Source organism: Sphingomonas sp. Leaf242 (assembly GCF_001422045.1).
Classification (GTDB): domain Bacteria; phylum Pseudomonadota; class Alphaproteobacteria; order Sphingomonadales; family Sphingomonadaceae; genus Sphingomonas.
The window spans coordinates 639,694-659,081 of the sequence record NZ_LMLW01000007.1; the positions used below are offsets into that span (position 1 = coordinate 639,694).

At 67.5% G+C, this 19,388-nt stretch carries 14 protein-coding genes; 4 read left to right on the plus strand and 10 right to left on the minus strand.

Annotation, left to right across the window (positions count from 1 at the left end; translation table 11 throughout):
* Positions 1-33: 33 nt before the first annotated feature.
* From addA to ASF09_RS07310, 8 genes are all read right to left on the minus strand, one after another.
* Positions 34-3,465, minus strand: coding sequence for a double-strand break repair helicase AddA (gene addA, locus ASF09_RS07275; protein ID WP_060525553.1), 3,432 nt, complete (start codon positions 3,463-3,465; stop codon positions 34-36).
* Entirely contained in the window at positions 3,449-6,427 is a 2,979-nt protein-coding gene (gene addB, locus ASF09_RS07280; protein WP_082444129.1) for a double-strand break repair protein AddB, read from the minus strand. The genes addA and addB overlap by 17 nt, the downstream gene beginning before the upstream one ends.
* Complete coding sequence (locus ASF09_RS07285; protein ID WP_082444170.1) at positions 6,420-7,118, minus strand: nucleotidyltransferase family protein; 699 nt, start codon at positions 7,116-7,118, stop codon at positions 6,420-6,422. Before ASF09_RS07285 ends, addB begins: the two co-directional genes overlap by 8 nt.
* A gap of 53 nt (positions 7,119-7,171) precedes the next feature.
* Positions 7,172-8,140, minus strand: a complete 969-nt coding sequence (locus ASF09_RS07290; RefSeq protein ID WP_200912548.1) for an aminoglycoside phosphotransferase family protein — start codon at positions 8,138-8,140, stop codon at positions 7,172-7,174.
* Complete coding sequence (gene tsaE / locus ASF09_RS07295) at positions 8,137-8,577, minus strand: tRNA (adenosine(37)-N6)-threonylcarbamoyltransferase complex ATPase subunit type 1 TsaE (protein ID WP_082444171.1); 441 nt, start codon at positions 8,575-8,577, stop codon at positions 8,137-8,139. The genes ASF09_RS07290 and tsaE overlap by 4 nt, the downstream gene beginning before the upstream one ends.
* Positions 8,578-8,704: 127 nt before the next feature.
* Positions 8,705-11,080, minus strand: coding sequence for a PAS domain-containing sensor histidine kinase (locus ASF09_RS07300; protein ID WP_060525737.1), 2,376 nt, complete (start codon positions 11,078-11,080; stop codon positions 8,705-8,707).
* 147 nt (positions 11,081-11,227) lie between these two features.
* Positions 11,228-12,661, minus strand: a complete 1,434-nt coding sequence (ahcY, locus tag ASF09_RS07305; protein ID WP_060525557.1) for an adenosylhomocysteinase — start codon at positions 12,659-12,661, stop codon at positions 11,228-11,230.
* 226 nt (positions 12,662-12,887) lie between these two features.
* Entirely contained in the window at positions 12,888-13,448 is a 561-nt protein-coding gene (locus tag ASF09_RS07310; protein WP_060525738.1) for a YqgE/AlgH family protein, read from the minus strand.
* Between the two features lie 108 nt (positions 13,449-13,556).
* Here ASF09_RS07310 and ASF09_RS07315 point away from each other — a divergent pair, with 108 nt between their 5' ends.
* The 3 genes from ASF09_RS07315 (at position 13,557) to ASF09_RS07325 (ending at position 16,223) form a co-directional block, all read left to right on the plus strand.
* Positions 13,557-14,036: a peroxiredoxin gene (locus tag ASF09_RS07315; RefSeq protein ID WP_056048648.1), complete on the plus strand. Its 480-nt coding sequence runs from the start codon at positions 13,557-13,559 to the stop codon at positions 14,034-14,036.
* A gap of 179 nt (positions 14,037-14,215) precedes the next feature.
* The gene (locus ASF09_RS07320; protein WP_060525558.1) at positions 14,216-15,652 is read left to right on the plus strand and encodes an AMP nucleosidase; all 1,437 of its coding nucleotides are present in this window, start codon (positions 14,216-14,218) and stop codon (positions 15,650-15,652) included.
* Between the two features lie 64 nt (positions 15,653-15,716).
* A complete protein-coding gene (locus ASF09_RS07325) occupies positions 15,717-16,223 on the plus strand; it encodes a hypothetical protein (RefSeq protein WP_082444130.1) in 507 nt (168 codons plus the stop codon).
* 308 nt (positions 16,224-16,531) lie between these two features.
* Here ASF09_RS07325 and ASF09_RS07330 read toward each other — a convergent pair whose 3' ends face one another.
* Together ASF09_RS07330 and ASF09_RS07335 are read right to left on the minus strand one after the other, a co-directional pair.
* Positions 16,532-17,305: an alpha/beta fold hydrolase gene (locus ASF09_RS07330; RefSeq protein ID WP_060525740.1), complete on the minus strand. Its 774-nt coding sequence runs from the start codon at positions 17,303-17,305 to the stop codon at positions 16,532-16,534.
* A 69-nt stretch (positions 17,306-17,374) separates the two neighbouring features.
* Positions 17,375-18,400 carry an aspartate-semialdehyde dehydrogenase gene (locus ASF09_RS07335; RefSeq protein ID WP_060525559.1) on the minus strand — a complete coding sequence of 342 codons (1,026 nt, stop codon included), beginning with the start codon at positions 18,398-18,400 and terminating at the stop codon, positions 17,375-17,377.
* Between the two features lie 455 nt (positions 18,401-18,855).
* Between ASF09_RS07335 and ASF09_RS07340 the strand changes: the two genes are divergently transcribed.
* A complete protein-coding gene (locus ASF09_RS07340; protein WP_060525560.1) occupies positions 18,856-19,350 on the plus strand; it encodes a hypothetical protein in 495 nt (164 codons plus the stop codon).
* Positions 19,351-19,388 lie beyond the last annotated feature (38 nt).

Consider the following 19,388-nt stretch of genomic DNA (forward strand, 5'->3'; position numbering starts at 1 on the left):
GGTTACCCGCGTGTCCGCTCAACCACCGGGGGGCTAGCTTTGCTCCGTGGGCCGATAGTGCGGCTTGTTCGCGGCCAGCGTCTCGTCGTTCAGCACGATCAACCGCGGTCCTGCCGTGTACAGCAAGGCCGCCTCGACCGACCGGCCGGGGAAGATCACGCTCAAGGCTTCGGCATAGGCCGCCATCTGCTTCAGATGGTATTCCGGCACGTCGTCGAGGCCGCGGGGTGCACGTCGCCCGGTCTTGAAGTCGACGACGCGGATGCGATCGGCCTCGATCAGCAGGCGATCGACCGTCCCCGACACGACCATGCCGTTCGCAAGGGTGGCGGCGATCGGCGCTTCGGCCAACGTATCCGCGCTGAAAAGCTCGGCAAAGCGCGGATCGTCGAGCACTGCGACCACGCTCCGCACGATTTCGGACCGTGCTGCGGCATCGTCGACGCCGCCTGCTTTCGCCAGCCAGCGATCGGCTGCCGTCGCGCGGTCGGTGGCGGCAACCGCCGGCAGCCGCTCGAACAGCGCATGGATCAACCGGCCCCGCTCCGCCGCGACGCGCATCGCTGGTGTCGGCGGCGGATCGGACACCGCGTCGTTACCCAGCGCAGACGGCGACAGCGGACGAGGCGGACGCGCTTCTTGCGGTGCGGGTTCATGCGCCCAGGCCGGCAGCTGCGCATTAGCCGCACTCTCGACCGAAGCCGAAGCCTTGGCCATCACCGCAGGCTGAGGCTCGACCCCGGCGAACGTCCGCGCGCCCTCATCCGCCGGCACCTCGAGCGCCGTCAGCGCCCGATCGGCTGCGGCGTACCAGCTGTTCTCCGGCGGCACGCCCTTTGCACGAGGCCCGAGCGCACCGGCGATCACCAGCCGCTCTTCGGCGCGCGTCGCGGCGACGTAGAACAGCCGCCAATGCTCCTCCAGTTCGCGCTGCTCGGCGGCCGATACGACGGCATCCAGCGGCCCGCCGCGCTCGCTCGACCGCGGCCGGAACACCGGGATCGGCGCGGCCCCAGGCTCTGGTGCCCATTTGAGGATCGAGCGCGGCGCCGCCGATGGGTCGGCCGTCGCATCCGCTAGGATCACCAGCGGCGCCTGCAACCCCTTGGCGCCGTGCGCGGTCATCACCCGGACCGCGTCGAGCGGCGCCGAGGGATCGCGGACGATCTCGACATCGCCGCGATCGAACCAGTCGAGGAAGCGTTGCAACGACGGCGTCGTCGTGCTCTCGAACGTCAGCGCAGCGTTGAGTAGTTCCTCGATCGGATCGCGCGCCTCAGTTCCCAGTCGGCGGATCAGTTTGCGGCGACCGTCGAGCGGGCCCGACAGCAGCTCCTCCAGAAACTGGTACGGCGTGGCGATATCCGCGCGCGCCAGCATCGCCAGCAAGGGCGCGAGCCGCGTCGCGGGTTGCGTGCGTTGCAGGTGGCGCCACAACGGCCCGGCCTCGCGCGGGGCGGCGGCCATCAGTTCGTCCTGCGTCCAGCCGATCAGCGGAGATACGAGCAGCGCCGCGACGCTGAGATCGTCCTCCGGCTGTAACACGAAGCGGATCGTCGCGAGCAGATCCTGCACCGCCAGCGGCGCGTTCAGCCGCAAGCGATCGACGCCCGCGACCGGCACGCCCTCGGCATAGAGCCGCGCGACGATCAGCGAGGCGAGATCGCCGCGTCGCTTGACGAGGATCATGACGTCCTCGGGCCGCAGCCGCCGCCCCTTGCTCTCCAGCATCAGGCCGGTCTCGGGCGCGAGCCAGCCCTTCACCGCACGCGCGATGTCGCTGGCGAGCTTGCGCACCGCGTCGTCGACCCAGCCCTCTTCGTCGTCCTCGCTGCCGCCGGCCGATACCGGTGGCCACAAGGTCACGGTGCCCGGCCCGGCGACCTCGCTCGCGTGCCGTTCGACTTCGCCCGCGATACCCAGCCCCGGCTCGCCGATCGCGTCGATCGCCGCATCGACGAACTCCAGCACGGTTCGCGTCGATCGGAACGAGTGGCGCAACGACAGCCGCGCCAAGGGGAGCCCGCGATCCTCCTCGGGCCAGTCGTCGTCGCCTTCCGCCTCGCTCGCCCGACCGCCGAAATACTGTTCGGCGGCCTGGAAATTGAGCGGGTCGGTGCCCTGGAACCCGAAGATCGCCTGTTTGTAGTCACCGACCGTGAACAGGGTGCGCGTCGACGGCGCATAGATGCCGCGGCCGACGAAGAACTCGTCCGCAAGCGCACGGACGATCCGCCACTGGTGGCCGTTGGTGTCCTGCGCCTCGTCGATGAGCAGATGCTCGGTCGCCTGGTCGAGCTTGTAGCGGACCCACTCGCCGATCCCCGGCTGGTCGAGCAACGCCACCGTCGTCGCGATCAGGTCGTCGAAATCGACTGCGCCCGCGCGCCGCTTGGCCAGCGCATAGCCGCGAGCATAATCGCGCCCGACCTCCAGCCCGTCGGCGAGCAGGTCGCAATAGGTCGCGCGTTGCACCATCGACAGCACGTCGGTGCACGCCTCCCCCAGATCGCGCGCGAGGACTTCGTAGTCGGGCTCGGCATCGATCAGTTTCTTCGAGGCCTTGCGCTGCGTGCCCGTGCCGGTCAGCACGACGCTGGCGAGTTCGTCCAGCGTCGCCGCGCGATCCTCGGAGTCAAGCCAGCGCTGCACGGTCGCCGCCGCGGCCTGTCCGGTTGCGGTCCCCCAGGCGCGATTGGCCGCTGCAATGCGCGCGATCGCATCGAGGTCGAGCACGTCGCACCATTCCGCGATCGCCTCGTCGATATCCCCGGACGGAAGCCCGAGTTCGCGCCGAAGCCAAGGCTGGATCCCGACCGGGAGCGCCTCCAACGCCGGTAGCGCCCGGGCGCAGGCGAGCAGGAACGCCTCCGCCCCGCCCTCGCCCATCCGCAGCGACAGCCGGCCGACGATCTCGACCGGGCGTTCGCGTCCATCGCGCTCGGCGTCGGACAGCATCGACGCCAGAGCTTCGCGTGCGAGCCCCGCTTCTTCGCGCGCCTCCAGCGGCCGGAAGCCCGGCGTCAGCCCCGCCTCGACAGGGAACGCCGCCAGCAGCCCCTGGCAGAAGCCGTGGATCGTCTGGATACGCAAACCCCCGCCCGGCGCATCGAGCACCTTGGCGAACAGCGTGCGGGCGCGATCCTGCAACGCCTGCACCGGGCTCTCGCCGAGCGCGATCAGGTCCGCGGCGAGCGCTGGCGCGGGCATTCGTACCCATGCGGCGAGCCGGCCGTTGATGCGCTGCGCCATCTCCGCCGCGCCTGCCTTGGTAAAGGTCAGGCACAGGATCGCGCCGGGATCGACACCGCGCAACAGCAGCCGGAACACGCGGGCGGCCAGCACCTGCGTTTTGCCGGTCCCCGCCGACGCCGATAGCCAGACGTGCGAGGCGGGATTGCTCGCATCCGCCTGCGCGCCCCTCAGCCGGGGGAGCGTTGCTAGCGCGTCACCGCTCACGGCCATACCATTCGTCGCGTCGCATCAGCTGGTCATACTCGGCATAGGGGGCGTATTCAGGGACGAGTTTCGCGGTGAAAGCGGCGCTGCCGGTGAGCCATTCGCCGACGACTTCGGTGAAGTTGTGCGCGGCGATTGCCGTGAATTCGGCGGTCGGAATCTTGTCGCGCTTGCCCTCGGGATCGACCGGGCTCTCGATATAGCCGAACGCGTCGCGCTTCTTGCCGAGCGACCAATATTCGAACGCGCCCGCAGTGCCGCGCACATCCTCGAACCCGCCGCGCTCGGCGATCAGTCCGAGCAGTCCGAGCTGCAGGCTGTAGCCTGCACGCACCGCGGTCGGCGAAGGCGGCTTGCCGGTCTTGTAGTCGATCACCGCGAGGCGTCCGTCGGGCAGCTTGTCGATGCGGTCGTAGCGGCCCGAGAGGGTCACGCCGGCGATCTCGATCTTGCCCTTGCCCTCGGCGCTGGCGACGGTCCGCCCATCCTCGCCTTGCGCGACGATAGCGCCCGCGATCCAGTCGATCGCCTCGAGCAACCGCGGCTGCCACAACGCGCGCATCATCGGGTGCGTCCGCTCGTCGTCGAGCATCGCCTTCGCGCGCTGTCGCAGCGTGTCGACGGTGCAGTTATCCTGCTTCCACCATTGCTCGAGAATGTCGTGCACCGCGGTGCCCCGCCATGCCGCGCTCGGATCGGCATCGACCGGGTCGAGCGGCATCAGCCCGAGCACGCGGCGGGCGTAGAAGGCGTAGGGGTCGGCCTTGAGGCGATCGACCTCGGTGACGGAGATCACCTTTGGACGCAGTAGCGCAGGGGGCGACGGCGCGGGACGGTCGGCGGGCAGATGCTCGCCCGGATCGTCGAGCGCGCGCGTCCAGCCTTCCAGTGCCGAAGCGCGTTCGAACCGATCGCCCGCGAGCGCCTGCAATCGTAGCCAGAGCCGCGACGCCAGCGCGGGTGATTTGGCATCCCGCCGCGCGCGCGTGACGACTGCTCGCGGTGCACCCAAGGCCTGCGCGAAATCATGCGCCGCGGTGCCGACGCGGCGTTCCAACCCCGGCAACCCGAGTTCCATGCGAATGCGGGGTGCGAGCCATGGGTCAGGCGCAGGCCGCCCCGGCCACACGCCCTCGTTCAGCCCGCCGAGCACCATGACGTCCGCCGTCTGCAACCGCGCCTCGATCAGGCCGTAGATCGCGAGCCGTGGATGGCCGCCCGGCGCCGGACGCACCGCGACTTCGTCGAGCAACGTGCGCAACAATTGCGGCAGTTCGTGCGGATCGATACGCGGGGGTCCGGCTGGGGCTTCCGCTTCCAGATCGGCGAGGAACTCCGCGGCCGCACGCCCTGCGAGCCCCGACCAGAGATTGTCGCCGCACAAGGTCTGCGCCGTCTCGCGCAGGCAGGCGAGTACCGACGCCAAGGGCTGCGGCCCCTGATCGAACGCGTTCGCCAGCGGTGTCAGCAACGGCTGGACGTCTGCCCACCATGTCGCGGCGGTGCCCTTGCGCTCCTCGAGATGCCCGGCGATCCCGTCGAGCCCCGCTGCCGGTCGCGGGCCGCGAAGCCTGCGATCGAGTGCGCGCGCGCCGTCGAGCCATTCAAGACGTATCGGGCGTTCGGAGGGCTTTTCGCTGGCACGCACTAGCGGGTGCTTCAGCAACGCCAGCAACGCCAGCGGCGAGAAGCGCTGCGCCGCCGCTTCGGCCAGCGCGAGGAGCAACGTCCCCGGCGGCAGGATCGACAGGGGCCGCCCCGCGCTGTCGTCGATGCCGATCCCCCAGCGTCCTAGATGCGCCGCCACCCGTCGCGCCAAGGCACGATCCGGCGTGACCAGCGCGGCGGTCCGCTCGGGCACTTCCAACGCCTCGCGTAGGACGAGCGCGATCGCTTGCGCTTCCTCTGCGGGCGTGGCGAGTTCGGCGGCGGTGACGCCCTTCAAGCGGCGATCCTCCGCGGCGATCTGCGTCCACTTGCCGGTGAAATCCGCGGGTGCCAGCGCGTTGGCGATCGCCCGGCCGCGCGCGGGGTCGGCGTCATGCCCGCCACCTTCGCGCCATGTCTGCACCTCGCCGCGAGCAACCCCCATGCGAAGGAGCATCAGCTTGGCATCGAACTGCGGATGCGTCTCGATCGAGCGCCGCGTGAGACCGGTGACCGGGTTCGCATCATGCGGGCCGAGTGCGTCCCATTCCTCGTCCGGCAGGGCCAGGTCGAGCCCTGCGAACACCACCATGCCCTGCGGCATGTCGGCGATGCAGCGGAGCAGGCGCGCGACTGCGGGCGCGGAATCGGTCACGCCGGCCGCGCAGACGATCCCGGCGGGTGGCGCGTTCCGCCAGCGCTGGGCGAGCCGGTCGAGCAACGCCGAGCGCCGCGTCGCTTCATCGATCCGCTCAAGCCGCGCGAGTTCGCCCGGCCAGCGTTGCAGCACGATCTCGAACGTCGCCAGCGCGCGGCGCCAGTGTTCGGTCAGTTCGGGGCCAAGCTCGATATCGCGCAACTTGGTCGGCGGCACTTCCTCGACCAGCAACTGATCGAGCGTCCGCGCGAGTTCGCCTGCGAGGCGCACCGCTTCGGCGGCATCGACCGGATGGCCTTCGCGCGCGCGCTCTTCGGACACCAGTCGGGCGAGGATCATGCGGCGCTGGTACGGCGGTACCGCGGGCAGCGGCGGATCGATGTCGTCCGCCGGGTCGAGCGCAGCGCCGACTGCCTCGCCCATCTCCGGATCGCCCAGCGCCACCAGTCGCGGCAAAACAAGCCCGCCGCCGCTCGCGCGCACGAACGCCTCGGTCAACGCCTTCACCGCGCGGTTGTTCGGCAATACGACCAGCGCGCGGGCGAGCGCCAGCGGATCGCGCCCCGCCCGCCGGGTCAGCCCGGCGACCAGCGCATCTGCAAACGCCCGGTGCGCGGGGATCGTGTAGAGCGTCGGGCGATCCGCCGTGGCAATATCAGCCATCCGCGAGGATCGCCTCGGTCTTCGGGATCGCGGCGGGCGTGCCGACGTCGAACCACAGGCCCTGGTGGACCTGACCGTAAGCGCGGCCCGCCTCGATCGCGCGGTCCCAGAAGATGTTGGTCGAGAACGGACCTTCCGGCCAGTCCGCGATCAACCGCGGGTGGAGGATCTGGATGCCGGTATAGGCGAACGGCGCGACGCGGCCGGGCTTGCGGCGGCCCACGATCCGCCCGTCGCTGCCGAGATAAAAATCGCCCATGCCGGAGTGATTGTTGGCGCGCGCGAGCGGCACCATCAGCAGCAGCGCATCCATCTTCGCGTCGTCCCAGCGCGACGCGAGCAGCCTGATCGCGTCGACCGGGCCGTCGATCCAGAGATTGTCGCTGTTGACGACCAGCACCGGCGCGTTGCCGAGCAGATGCCGCGCCTGGACGAGCCCGCCGCCCGTCTCCATCAGCATTTTCCGCTCGTCGGAAATCACCACGTCGATCCCGTCGAACCGGTCGGTGACGTGCGCCTCCAGCGTATCCGCGAGATAATGCACGTTGACGACCGCGCGCTTGATCCCGGCGGCCTGCAACCGCTCGAACACGTGATCGATCAACGGCTTGCCCGCGACCTTGACCAGCGGCTTGGGTCGGGTCGCGGTCAGCGGCCGCATTCGCTTGCCCAGGCCCGCCGCCATCACCATCGCCGTTTCAGGCACGTCACCGCGAGGGACGGGCCGGATCGTCTGCTGGCGGCTCACGCGCTCAAGGCCAGCGGATCGCCGCGCAGCGCGGGCGGCACGTTCGCCGCGAACCACGCCGCGACCGGCGCCATGACCGGCTGCGCCAGATCGCGCTCCAGATACGTCCACACGCGCGGGCACATCGTCGCGTAATGCGGCTTGCCGTCGCGCTTCCACAGCCGCGTGAAGATGCCGAGGATCTTCGCGTTCCGCTGCGCGCCGAGCACGTGATACGCGTTCATGAACTCTTCTCCCGCGTCCGCCGCCGCGCGATATCGTGCCAGCATCGCCGCCTCGACCGCCGGATCGACCGTCCGCCGCGCATCCTGCAACAGCGACACCAGATCGTAGGCCGGATGCCCCGCAAGCGCGTCCTGGAAATCGAGCAGGCCGAGCGATCGCTCCGGCCCGACGAGCATCAGGTTCTCGGCGTGATAATCGCGCAGTACCGTCACTGGAGTCTCGGCGATCGCGTGATCGAACACCGACTCCCAAGCCGCGTCCCATCCTGCGAGATCTGCCTCGATTCCGACCGCCGGGCAGTACCATTCGACGAATAGCCCCGCCTCACGCTTCAGCACCGCGCGATCATAGGGGGGGACCGGCCCGGCCGGCTCGGCACGCAACCGCACCAGCAGGTCGATCGCCGGCGCATACAGCGACAGTTCTTCGTCCGGTGAAGCGTCGACCGCCTCGCGCAGCCGATCGTCGCCGAAATCTTCGATCAGCACGAGCCCGCGGTCGAGATCGGACGCGAGGATCGCCGGTGCCGCGAAGTCGTGCGCGACAAGCCATTCCGCGACCGCGATGAACGGGCGGGGATCTTCGTGTGGCGGCGGCGCGTCCATGAGGATCGCTTGCCGCCCTGCTTCGATCGCGCGGAAATAGCGCCGAAACGAGGCGTCGCCGGCGACCGGGAGGATCTGTGCCCCACCCCAGCCATGAGCGTCGAGAAAAGCGGCGGCGCCGGGCGGCGGGGTCATGTCGGCCATCGCGACCTCCAAGCTTCCGGGACTCCCACTGTCAAGCCGCGCGTGCAGTCCAGCTCGATCGTCAGGGTCAAGCGAAGCGCGTCCGGCCAGTAATCCGGGCCCGCCCGCTCCGGCCACTCGACCAGCAGCAGCGAATCATAGCGCGCGTCGTCGAGTGCGAGTTCCTCGATCTCGGCGGGGTCGTCGATCCGGTAGAGGTCGACGTGGAGTACGGGGAAGCGCACTTCGGGCGGCTCGTAGGGCTGGACGATCGCGAAGCTCGGCGATGGTGCTTCGCCGGCGAGCCCGAGTGCGGCGAGCAGGCCGCGCGCGACGCTGGTCTTGCCGGCGCCTAGCGTGCCTTCGAGGGTGATCACGTCCCCGGGTCGGACCAGATCGGCAAGCATAGCCCCGAACGCTTCGGTAGCTTGCGGGTCGGGTAGTCGGATCACGCGCACGAGCCCTCTCCCCTCCGGGGAGAGGGTTGGGTGAGGGGCTGTTCCGGGCGACGCACTGCTTGGCTGCCCCTCACCCCAACCCTCTCCCCGGAGGGGAGACGGAGTAGATTCAAAACGATCATCGACGTGGCAATTCTACGGTGATCAGCGTGCCCGCGCCGGGTTCGGATACCAGCTCGATCGTCCCGCCATGCGCCTCGACGAACTGTTTCGCCAACGGCAGTCCGAGACCCAAAGCCCGATCCCCCATCGGCTTCGACTCCGCGAACCGGTCGAACGCATGCGCGACCGCCTCCGCATCCATCCCGACCCCATCGTCCGACACCACGATCCGCGCCGACGTCGCATTGCCGTCGGTATGCAACAGCACCCGTCCGCCATCGGGCGTCGCCGCGACCGCATGCCGCAACAGATGCTCGACGACCTCCTTCAGCCGCTTCGGATTGCCGTTGACGCGTCCCGTCGACCGCGCGACCTCGACCGCGAAGTCGAGTTTGCGCCGTTTCGCCGACGGCAGGATCGTCTCGGCCGCGGCGCGCACGGTGTTGGCGAGATCGACGTCGCTGCGGTCGGTCTCGTCGCGGTCGCTCTCGGCGCGCGTCAGGTCGAGCACGTCGTCGACCAGCAGCCCGAGCCGCTCGACCGACTCGAGGATCGCGCCGACATACCCGACGGCTTGCGGCGTCATCTCGCCCGCATAGCCGCCGTGCAGCATCTCCGCGAACCCGCTGATCGACGTCAACGGCGTGCGCAGTTCATAGCTCATGTTGGCGACGAACGCGGTCTTGACCTTGTCGGCGGCCTCCAGCGCGTCGGCACGGTCGCGCAACGCCTGCTCGGCGCGCCGGCTGTCGGTGATGTCGAGCATCGTGAACAGCGCGTTGCCATCGGGCAGCGGCACTCCGGCAAACTCGAAATGGCGCCCGTCGGCGAACGCCACGCGCCCGCCGCGCTGCTGGCGCTCGACCGTCGCCGAGCGGACCAGATCGGGGATCAGCGCCGAACGGCTCGGCGTCGCGAGCTTGCCGCCCACCGCCTCCGCGAACGCGTCGACGCGCGGGTGCGCGGCGAGGAATTCCTCCTCGAGACCCCACAACAGCCGGAACCGGTTGTTCCAGACCTGCAACCGGCCATCGGCCGCGAACACGCCGAGCGCCTCGAAGAGGTTGTCGAACGTCGCGGTCCGCACCCGCAACAGCGTGTCGCGCGCGCTCGCGAGCTGGACCTGCTCGGTGCGATCCTCGAAGATCAGCAACAGCCCGCCATCCGGCAACGGCTGCGCGACGACGCGCAGATGCGTGCCGCCGCGCAGATGCCAGTTCTCCTCGATCGCGCCACCGCCGACCGGGCCGCTCTGCGATCCGCCGGTCTGCAGGAACCAGCCGCGCCGCTCCGCCTTCCAGCTCGGGAAGTCGCGAACCTCCGGCAGGCGGTTGGCTTCGCGCATTCGCTCGAGCACGCGGTCGAATTCGGGGCGATCGGCGAGCCATTCGCTGCGCATCGCGAACATCCGCCGGAACGGCTGGTTGCAGAACACGAGTGACCGGTCCCCGCCGAACTGCGCGACGCCTGCCGACAGCCGGTCGAGCATCGCACGCTGCGCCTCGGCGAAGCGCTTGGCGCCCGACCGCGCCTGTTCCAGCTCCTCGATATCGATCGCGAACCCGGCCACGCCGCCGCTCGGCAGCGGCACGTCGTAGATCTGCAACGAGCGCCGCGCGCCGTCGATCGTCGCCGGCAAGACCTGTTGATGCGGCCGACCTTGCTCGCGCGCGACCGCAGCGCCGGCCAGCGGCCCGCCGCGGCCCGATCCCTCGACCAGCTCCAGCCCACGCGCGACGACATCGGCCGCATCGCGCCCCTCGACCGCATCGACATACGCGGTGTTGACCATCGTCAGACGCAGATCGTTGGCGCGGTACCACATCGGCATCGGCGCCGCCTCGATCAGTCCGGTGAGCGATTCATAGGCCGATCCCAGCCGCGTGGTTTCGGCGCTGAGCCGGGCGATCTCCGCCTCGCTGTCGGTCGCATCGAACGCCCACAGCAAAACTGCCCCCGCCGCCCCCATCTCGCCGGGCGCACGGCCACCGCGAAACGTGATTGCTCGTGTCGAGCCGACCAGCCGCACCGATCGCACGAACGTCCGTCCCGCGCGCTGCGCCGCAGTGATATCCGCAATCAGCCGCGCTGCGTCGTCGGCGGACAGCCCGGTCCCGCCCGTAGCAAGTTCGGCAATCGAGCGGGGGGCCACATCCAGCCCGAGCCAGTCCGCCATCCGCTGCGTCATCTCGATTCGTCCGCCCGAGCGGATCACGGTGACGATCGCAGGCGATCCGTCGAGCAGCGTCTGAAGATGCGCATTGGCCTCGATCGCCGCCACAGCATCGCCGCGCGCGCGCTGGCCGAGGAACAACAGGATGCCCCCCGCCACGACGAGCAGCGAAAGGATCGCGCCTGCGGCCAGCGCCGTGCCGAGACCCAGCGTGATCATGATAGGCGAGCGGAGCGGCGAGCGAGCGTCATCGTCGCCCATCTAGGACACTTCGCCCCCGCCGGGGAAGCCGCCACCATGCAAAAGGGCCCGGTCTTTCGACCGAGCCCTTCGATGTCCCATCCCGTAAGGATCGGTATCGGCATCTTAGTAGCGGTAGTGATCCGGCTTGAACGGGCCTTCGACCGGCACGCCGATGTAGCCGGCCTGCTTGTCCGACAGCTTCGACAGCTTCACGCCGAGCTTCTCGAGGTGAAGCATCGCGACCTTCTCGTCGAGGTGCTTCGGAAGGACGTAGACTTCGTTCTTGTAGTTCTCGCCCTTGGTCCAGAGCTCGATCTGCGCGAGCGTCTGGTTGGTGAACGAGGCCGACATCACGAACGACGGGTGGCCGGTGGCGCAACCGAGGTTCACCAGGCGACCCTTCGCCAGGATGATGATCTGCTTGCCGTCCGGGAACTTCACCAGGTCGGTGCCGGGCTTCACTTCGGTCCAGTCGTAGTTCGACAGCGCGGCGATCTGGATCTCCGAGTCGAAGTGGCCGATGTTGCAGACGATCGACATCGGCTTCATCGCCTTCATGTGATCGGCGGTGATGACGTCGGCGTTGCCGGTCGCGGTGCAGAAGATGTCGGCGCGGCTGACGGCCTCTTCCATCGTCACGACCTCGAAGCCTTCCATCGCCGCCTGCAGTGCGCAGATCGGATCGACTTCGGTGACCATCACGCGCGCGCCGCCGTTGCGGAGCGACTGGGCCGAACCCTTGCCGACGTCACCGAAGCCGGCGACGCAGGCGACCTTGCCGGCGAGCATGACGTCGGTCGCGCGACGGATCGCGTCGACCAGCGATTCCTTGCAGCCGTAGAGATTGTCGAACTTCGACTTGGTGACCGAGTCGTTGACGTTGATCGCGGGGAACGGCAGCTCGCCCTTCTTGGCGATCTCGTACAGGCGGTGGACGCCGGTGGTGGTCTCTTCCGAGACGCCCTTCAGGTTCTTGACGGTCTCGGTGAGGTAGCCGGGGTTCTTCGCGACGTACGCCTTGAGCGCACGCTGCATCTCGACCTCTTCCTCATTCTCGGGCTCGGGCATCGTGTGGCCGGCTTCGAGCTTGGCGCCCCAGAGTGCGAACATCGTCGCGTCGCCGCCGTCATCGAGGATGATGTTGGCAGTCTGGCCCTCGACGTCGCGATCCCACGAGAAGATGTCGCCGACATAGTTCCAATAGTCCGCGAGGCTCTCGCCCTTGATCGCGAACACCGGCACGCCGGTCGCGGCGATCGCGGCGGCGGCGTGGTCCTGCGTCGAGAAGATGTTGCAGGTCGCCCAGCGGACGTCGGCGCCGAGCGCGGTCAGCGTCTCGATCAGCACCGCGGTCTGGATCGTCATGTGCAGCGAACCGGTGATGCGCGCGCCCTTGAGCGGCTGTGCGGCGCCGAATTCGGTGCGCAGCGACATCAGGCCGGGCATCTCGGTCTCGGCGATGTTGATCTCGGCGCGGCCGAAATCGGCGAGGCTGATGTCGGCGACGACGTAGTCGGCCTTGGCGTCGGTCTTCGTAGGCGCAAGCGTGGTGGCCACGAGGAGTCTCCTGAGAATATCGTGATCGGCGAGCCTCATGCCCGTGCCGGATACTGCATCATAGGAGAGTGGAGGCCCCAAATCAAATATAAAGATATCTTTATATGACGTTTGGGGATGCACACTGTGTAAGCTGTTTACGTTCTCCTGCGAACGCAGGAGCCCAGGGTTACGAACGGTGTCCTATGTGATCCTGGGCTCCTGCGTTCGCAGGAGAACGTAAGGATTAGGCCCGACCCGTCTCCGCGACGAGCAACCGCGGATCCACGCCAGCCTGCGCGAAAGCCAGCGTCCAGCGATCCTCCGCCGCGGTCTCGAACAGCAGTTCGGCATCCCCGGCCACGTTGAACCACCCCGGCCGCGACAGCTCGCCCTCGAGCTGTCCGCCATCCCAACCGGCATAGCCAAGCGCCACCACCCACTCCGACGGGCCCTTCCCCTCGGCGATCGCACGCAGCACGTCGACCGTGCTCGACAGCTTCCACCGACCGGCGACATCGACCGAGTCCTGTCCGCCCCAGTCGGAGGAATGCACCACGAACCCGCGCCGCGGCTCGACCGGGCCGCCGAAATGTACCGGCGCATTCGGCGCGTCGCCCGGCGCGATCCCGAACTGTTCGAGCAGATCGTGGAAGCCCAAACCGTCGATTGTCGCACCGATCCCGATCCCGATCGCGCCATTCTCGTCATGGCTGCACATCGCGATCACCGCACGGGCGAAGCGTGGGTCGCTCATGCCCGGCATCGCGAGCAGGAATTGTCCCGAAAGAAAGCGCGTTTTGTCCATGACCAGGAACATAGCGCTGCGCGTACCCCGTCGCCACGCTTGAAATCCGCCGTCCGGCGTCCAAGGTACGCACCGCGCGCGACGACCGCGCGGCACAGGAGATTTCAGATGACGATCAGCGTCGGCGACCGCCTTCCCACCACCACTCTCGTCAAGGCCACCGCGGATGGCCCCGACCAGGTCGATACCGACAGCTTCTTCAAGGGCCGGAAAGTCGCGCTGTTCGCGGTCCCCGGCGCGTTCACGCCGACCTGCTCGGCCAAGCATTTGCCCGGTTTCGTCGAGAAGGAAGCCGAGCTGAAGGCCAAGGGCGTCGACGAGATCGCCTGCGTCTCGGTCAACGACGCGTTCGTGATGGGCGCATGGGGCAAGTCGGCAGGCGCCGGCGACATCACGTTACTCGCGGACGGCAATGCCGATTTCGCCAAGGCGATCGGCCTGACGATGGACGGCTCGGGCTTCGGCATGGGCACGCGCAGCCAGCGGTATTCGATGCTGGTCAACGACGGCGTGGTCGAGCAGCTGAACGTCGAGGCACCCGGCGAGTTCAAGGTGAGCTCGGCCGAGCACCTGCTCAGCGAGATCTGATCATTCCTCCCCGGCACGGGGAGGTGGCAGCCCGTCAGGGCTGACGGAGGGGGCTCTCCGCGAACGTACCGTGTGCGGCACGCCCCCTCCACCCTTCGCTTCGCGAACGGTCCCCCTCCCCGTGCCGGGGAGGATTTCGAAGTCTTGCCACCGTAACCTCCGCCACCTAACACTGCCCGATGACAATCGCATCCGACCTCGTCGCCGACCTCGACCGCCTCTACCGCGCCTCCGTCGAGCGCCTCCAAGCCGCCATGAGCGCCTATATCGCCGACGGCACGACGCCAGATCCGGCCAGCCGCACCGACGGCTCGTTCGCCTATCCCGAGATCCGGCTGACTTATAAAGGCGGCGTCGATCGCCCTACCCCGCTCCGCTCGTTCGGTCGCCTGGTCAACGCCGGCGAATACCGCATCAGCGTCACCAAGCCCGCGATCTTCGCCGAATATCTGATCGAACAGCTCACCCTGCTGATCGAGGATTACGACGTCACCGTTGAAGCCGTCGAAGGCCGCCAGGAAATCCCGTTCCCCTACGTGATCGAGCCCGGCCACGCGCTGAGCCTCGACGAGGTCTCCGCCACCGAATTGTCGCGCCACTTCCCCGCCACCGAACTCGCGCATATCGGCGACGAGATCGCCGATGGTCTCTGGGTCGCCAACGACGAGACGCGGCCGCTCGCACTGTTCGATGGCCTGCGCACCGATTTCAGCCTCGCCCGCCTGCGCCACTACATGGGTACGCCCGCCGAACACGCGCAGCGCTTCGTGCTGTTCACCAACTATCACCGCTACGTCGACGAGTTCGTCCGCTGGGCCGGCACGCAGCTCGGCGAAGGCTCGCGCTTCACCAGCCTGTCGGGTGCGGGCGGGATCACGATCTCGTCGGGCGATGACATCGACAAGATCATTTCCGACAGCGCGTGGCGGCGTCACCAGATGCCCGCCTATCACCTGATGGCAGACGATCGCACCGGTATCACGCTGGTCAACATCGGCGTCGGGCCGTCGAACGCGAAGACGATCTGCGATCATCTCGCGGTACTGCGTCCCGAAGCGTGGCTGATGATCGGCCATTGCGGCGGATTGCGGCCGAGCCAGCGGATCGGCGACTATGTCCTCGCGCACGCCTATCTGCGCGACGACCATGTCCTCGACGACGTCCTGCCGCCCGAAATCCCGATCCCCGCGATCGCCGAAGTCCAGCTCGCGATGGCGAAGGCGGCCGAGATCGTCTCGGGCCAGTCGGGCGAAGAACTCAAGCGTCGCCTGCGCACGGGGACGATCGTCACCACCGACGACCGCAACTGGGAGCTTCGGTACTCGAAGTCCGCGCTCCGCTTCTCACTGTCGCGCGCCGTCGGGATCGACATGGAGTCCGCGACGATCGCGGCGCAGGGCTATCGCTTCCGCGTCCCGTACGGGACGTTGCTGTGCGTCTCGGACAAGCCGCTCCACGGCGAATTGAAGCTGCCGGGCCAGGCCAACCGCTTCTACGAGCGTGCGATAAGCGAGCATCTGCGGATCGGGATCGAGACCTGCGAACAGCTCCGCCTGGAGGGACCGAAGCTCCACAGCCGCAAGCTCCGCGCGTTCGACGAGCCGCCCTTCCGGTAAAAACCGGAGCGGATCGCGCCGGAATGCGTTACGCATCCGGAATCATTGCCGAGGGAAGATAACCGTGGCCGACACCGACACGCCCGATACGGAAGCAAAGAAGCCCGTCACCCGCCGCCGCGCGCCACGCAAGGCGAGCGCGCCGAAGGCGGCGCCGGCTGCCACGTCTTCGACCAAGCCGGTCGCGTCGAAGCCGGTGCCCGCGGCAAAACCGGTTGCGGACAAGCCCGTGGCTGCCGCGCCGTCAAAGCCCGCAGCCAAGCCGACGCCAAAGCCGCGCTCGACCAAGCGCAGCACCCCGCGCCCGGTCCCCGCGCGCAATTCGGCGACGCCGGTCCCGGTCGCCAAGCCACCGGAAAAGACGCGTGGTAAATGGGGGGCGGCTGCGATCTTCAGCGGCGTCGCGGTAGCGGGAGCGGCGGTTGGCGCGTTGCTCACCTTGCGAGGCAGCACGCCCAAGGCTCCGCCAGCGCCCAAACCAAAGGGCAAGCACGCGCATCAGGCCGACGGCGCGGACTCGTCGAAGTCGTTCGACGCCGGCATCGCCGATCCAGGGACGGTTCCGGAGTAGGCGCCGGGCACGCTGCCAAACCAAGCCTCCACCCCGGCGAAGGCCGGGGCCCAATTGGAACGTCTTGAGTAACTAAGCTCATCGCTCCGTTAGCGACGTTTCCCAACTGGACCCCGGCCTTCGCCGGGGTGGTAAAAACGAGAGAGTGCCGCTGCCAACCGTTCCCCCGCGGAGGCGGGGGCCCAGCTGAAACCACGGAAGCGTTCGTAACTCTGGGCCCCCGCCTTCGCGGGGAAACCAGAAGTTAGTGAGCAATCCCTACTCTTTGAAGCGACGTCCGTCGGGATGATGGACAAAGCCTCGCGTGCTTACCGCGCGAGAAAGTCCGCGATCGCCTGACCAAGCTCGGGCTTTACCACCGCACTCATATGCCCACCGGGCGTCTCGACATAGTCCCCATGTGGCAGCGCCGCCGCAAGGTCCGGCGCAGACCCATTGTCCTGATCCTCACCGCCGCACACGACCAGGGTCGGCTGCTGGATAGCCTTCACCGTTTCCAACGGCGTATCGACGAACGTCTCCAGAATGCCAAGCAACGCGACCGGATCGCCGCCGGTGGTCTTGAGGAACGCCTCCGCCAGCCACTCGGGCGTACCCTGCACATGCTGCCCGAGCCTGGTCAGGATGTTCCGGAAATGCCCGGCACGGCGCGACGTCTGCGTCAGCCCCTCCAGCCCCATCCCCGAGAAGATCACCCGACGCGGGGTCGCGCCCGTCGCCAGCATCCGCGACGTCGTCCGCGCGCCCAGCGAATAGCCGCCCAGATCATAGTCGGTCAGTCCGAGATGCGCGATCAGCGCATGCCCGTCCTGCGTCAGCGCGTCGGCAGGATACGCCTCCAGCCCATGCGGCTTGTCGCTCTCACCGTGCGCACGCAAATCCGGCATGATCACGCGAAAGCCCTTCGCGGCGATCTTGGCGGCGTGGCCATAGCGGATCCAGTTGGTCTTCGCGTCGGAGAAATAGCCGTGGATCAACACTACCGCGCGCGTACTATCCGTGGTCGGGCCAACCTCGTGCCACGCCAGCCGCGTGCCGTCGAAGCTCTCGAAATACTGCGTCTCGCTCGGGGTGCTGCTCACAAACTCATCCTGCATTGCCTGTCGTCGCCAGATCGAAGGACGGCGACACGACGCCGCCGCCCCGCGCGTTCACGCCTTCTGCAGATGCCGACGCCCGAGCAACTCCGCGATCTGCACCGCGTTCAGCGCCGCACCCTTGCGGAGGTTGTCGCTGACGCACCACAGGTTGAGGCCGTTCTCGACGGTCGGATCCTCGCGCACGCGGCTGATATACGTCGCGAAGTCGCCGACGCATTCGATCGGGGTGATGTACCCGCCGTCTTCGCGCTTATCGACCAGCATGATGCCGGGCGCCTCGCGGAGAATGTTCTGCGCTTCTTCGGCCGAGATCTCGTTTTCGAACTCGATGTTGATCGCTTCCGAATGGCCGACGAACACGGGGACGCGGACGCAGGTCGCGGTGACCTTGATCTTCTTGTCGAGGATCTTCTTGGTCTCGACGACCATCTTCCACTCTTCCTTGGTCGATCCGTCGTCGAGGAAGCTGTCGATGTGCGGGATCACGTTGAAGGCGATCTGCTTGGTGAACTTCTTCGGCTCGGCCGGATCGCCGACGAAGATGTTGCGGCTCTGCTCGAACAGCTCGTCCATCCCCGCCTTGCCCGCGCCCGACACCGACTGGTAGGTCGAGACGACGACGCGCAGGATCTTCGCGGCGTCGTGCAGCGGCTTCAGCGCGACGACCATCTGCGCGGTCGAGCAGTTCGGGTTCGCGATGATGTTGCGGACCTTGTAGCCGTCGATCGCCTCGGGGTTCACCTCGGGCACGATCAGGGGCACGTCGGGGTCCATGCGGTAGAGCGACGAATTGTCGATCACGACGCAACCGGCAGCGGCGGCGATCGGCGCGTAGACCGCGGTGCCCTCGGAGCCGATCGCGAACAGCGCCATGTCCCAGCCGTTCCAGTCGAAATGCTCGATGTTCGTGCATTTGATCTGCTTGCCGGTGTCGCCATAGTCGACCATCAACCCCTGGCTGCGCGACGACGCGACGCAGGCGATCTCGTCCGCCGGAAACTCGCGCTCCGCCAGGATATTGAGCATCTCGCGCCCGACATTGCCGGTCGCGCCCGCGACCACCACCCGATAACCCATGTTGTCACTCCGATTGGACTTGGCCGCGCAGTACCGACGTTGCGCGGCAAGGTCCAACGGCTTTCGACTTGTTGCGCGGATAGGCGGAGTTTGGGAGACCATAGCCTGCGGGTCGATGTCGCCCGCCCCTTGTTTTCTCCCGAGCGATAGCCCGGTCTGGGCCCCCGCCTTCGCGGGGTGAACAACCTGAGTTCGCATGAGAGCCCGGTGGAAGCCGGGGCCCAATCGGAAAGATTGCAGTAACGGCGCGGCGCGCTCAGTCAGCAACGTCCCCCAACTGAACTGGCCCCGACCTCCACCCGGGAGAGCCGGTCCAGCGATCAAAACATTTGCAACTCACGCGCTCGACTTAGCCCTGCAGCGCTGCGAGCGGCTGAGACGGGGAGGAAAGCGGACCGTGCGCTTCTGAGGTGAAAAGCATAGAAAATTGACAGTGAAGCACTAAGCTGTCCGCTATGTATACTGTCAGACCTGAGCGCTCTTATCCGCCGATTTGGCGCATCATCGCCGCCTTTTTGATCGTTCCCGGTGTCGCAGCATTGGTGATGGCCATTATGATGCCAGCCTACGACGGGATCAGCGATCCACTAGAGAGGATTTGGCGCAGCGCCCTAGTGCTTGCCGTTGTCGGAGCATATCCGGCGACTGTGATTCTAGGCTTACCGGCGTTCCTTATTCTGCGCCGACGTTTTGAGGCTACATTACTCAATTGCTCCCTGACCGGGGCTGTCGTCGCCGCTTTGCCTTGGCTCATCCTTTCGTCGCTGATCACACCCGACAGCGCCAGCACCGGTGGGCGTGCCACAGTATTGCACGGATCGTTGACCCCATATGGATGGCTCACCAACCTAACCTTTATCGGCCAAATTGCGCTTTTTGGTGCAGGTGGTGGGATGCTGTTTTGGCTCGTCGCTGCCGCTGGCTGGAAAACTGAAAAGGTTGACTTGTAAAGGAGAGACCGGACGCGGTTTATGTCCGCTAGCAGGAT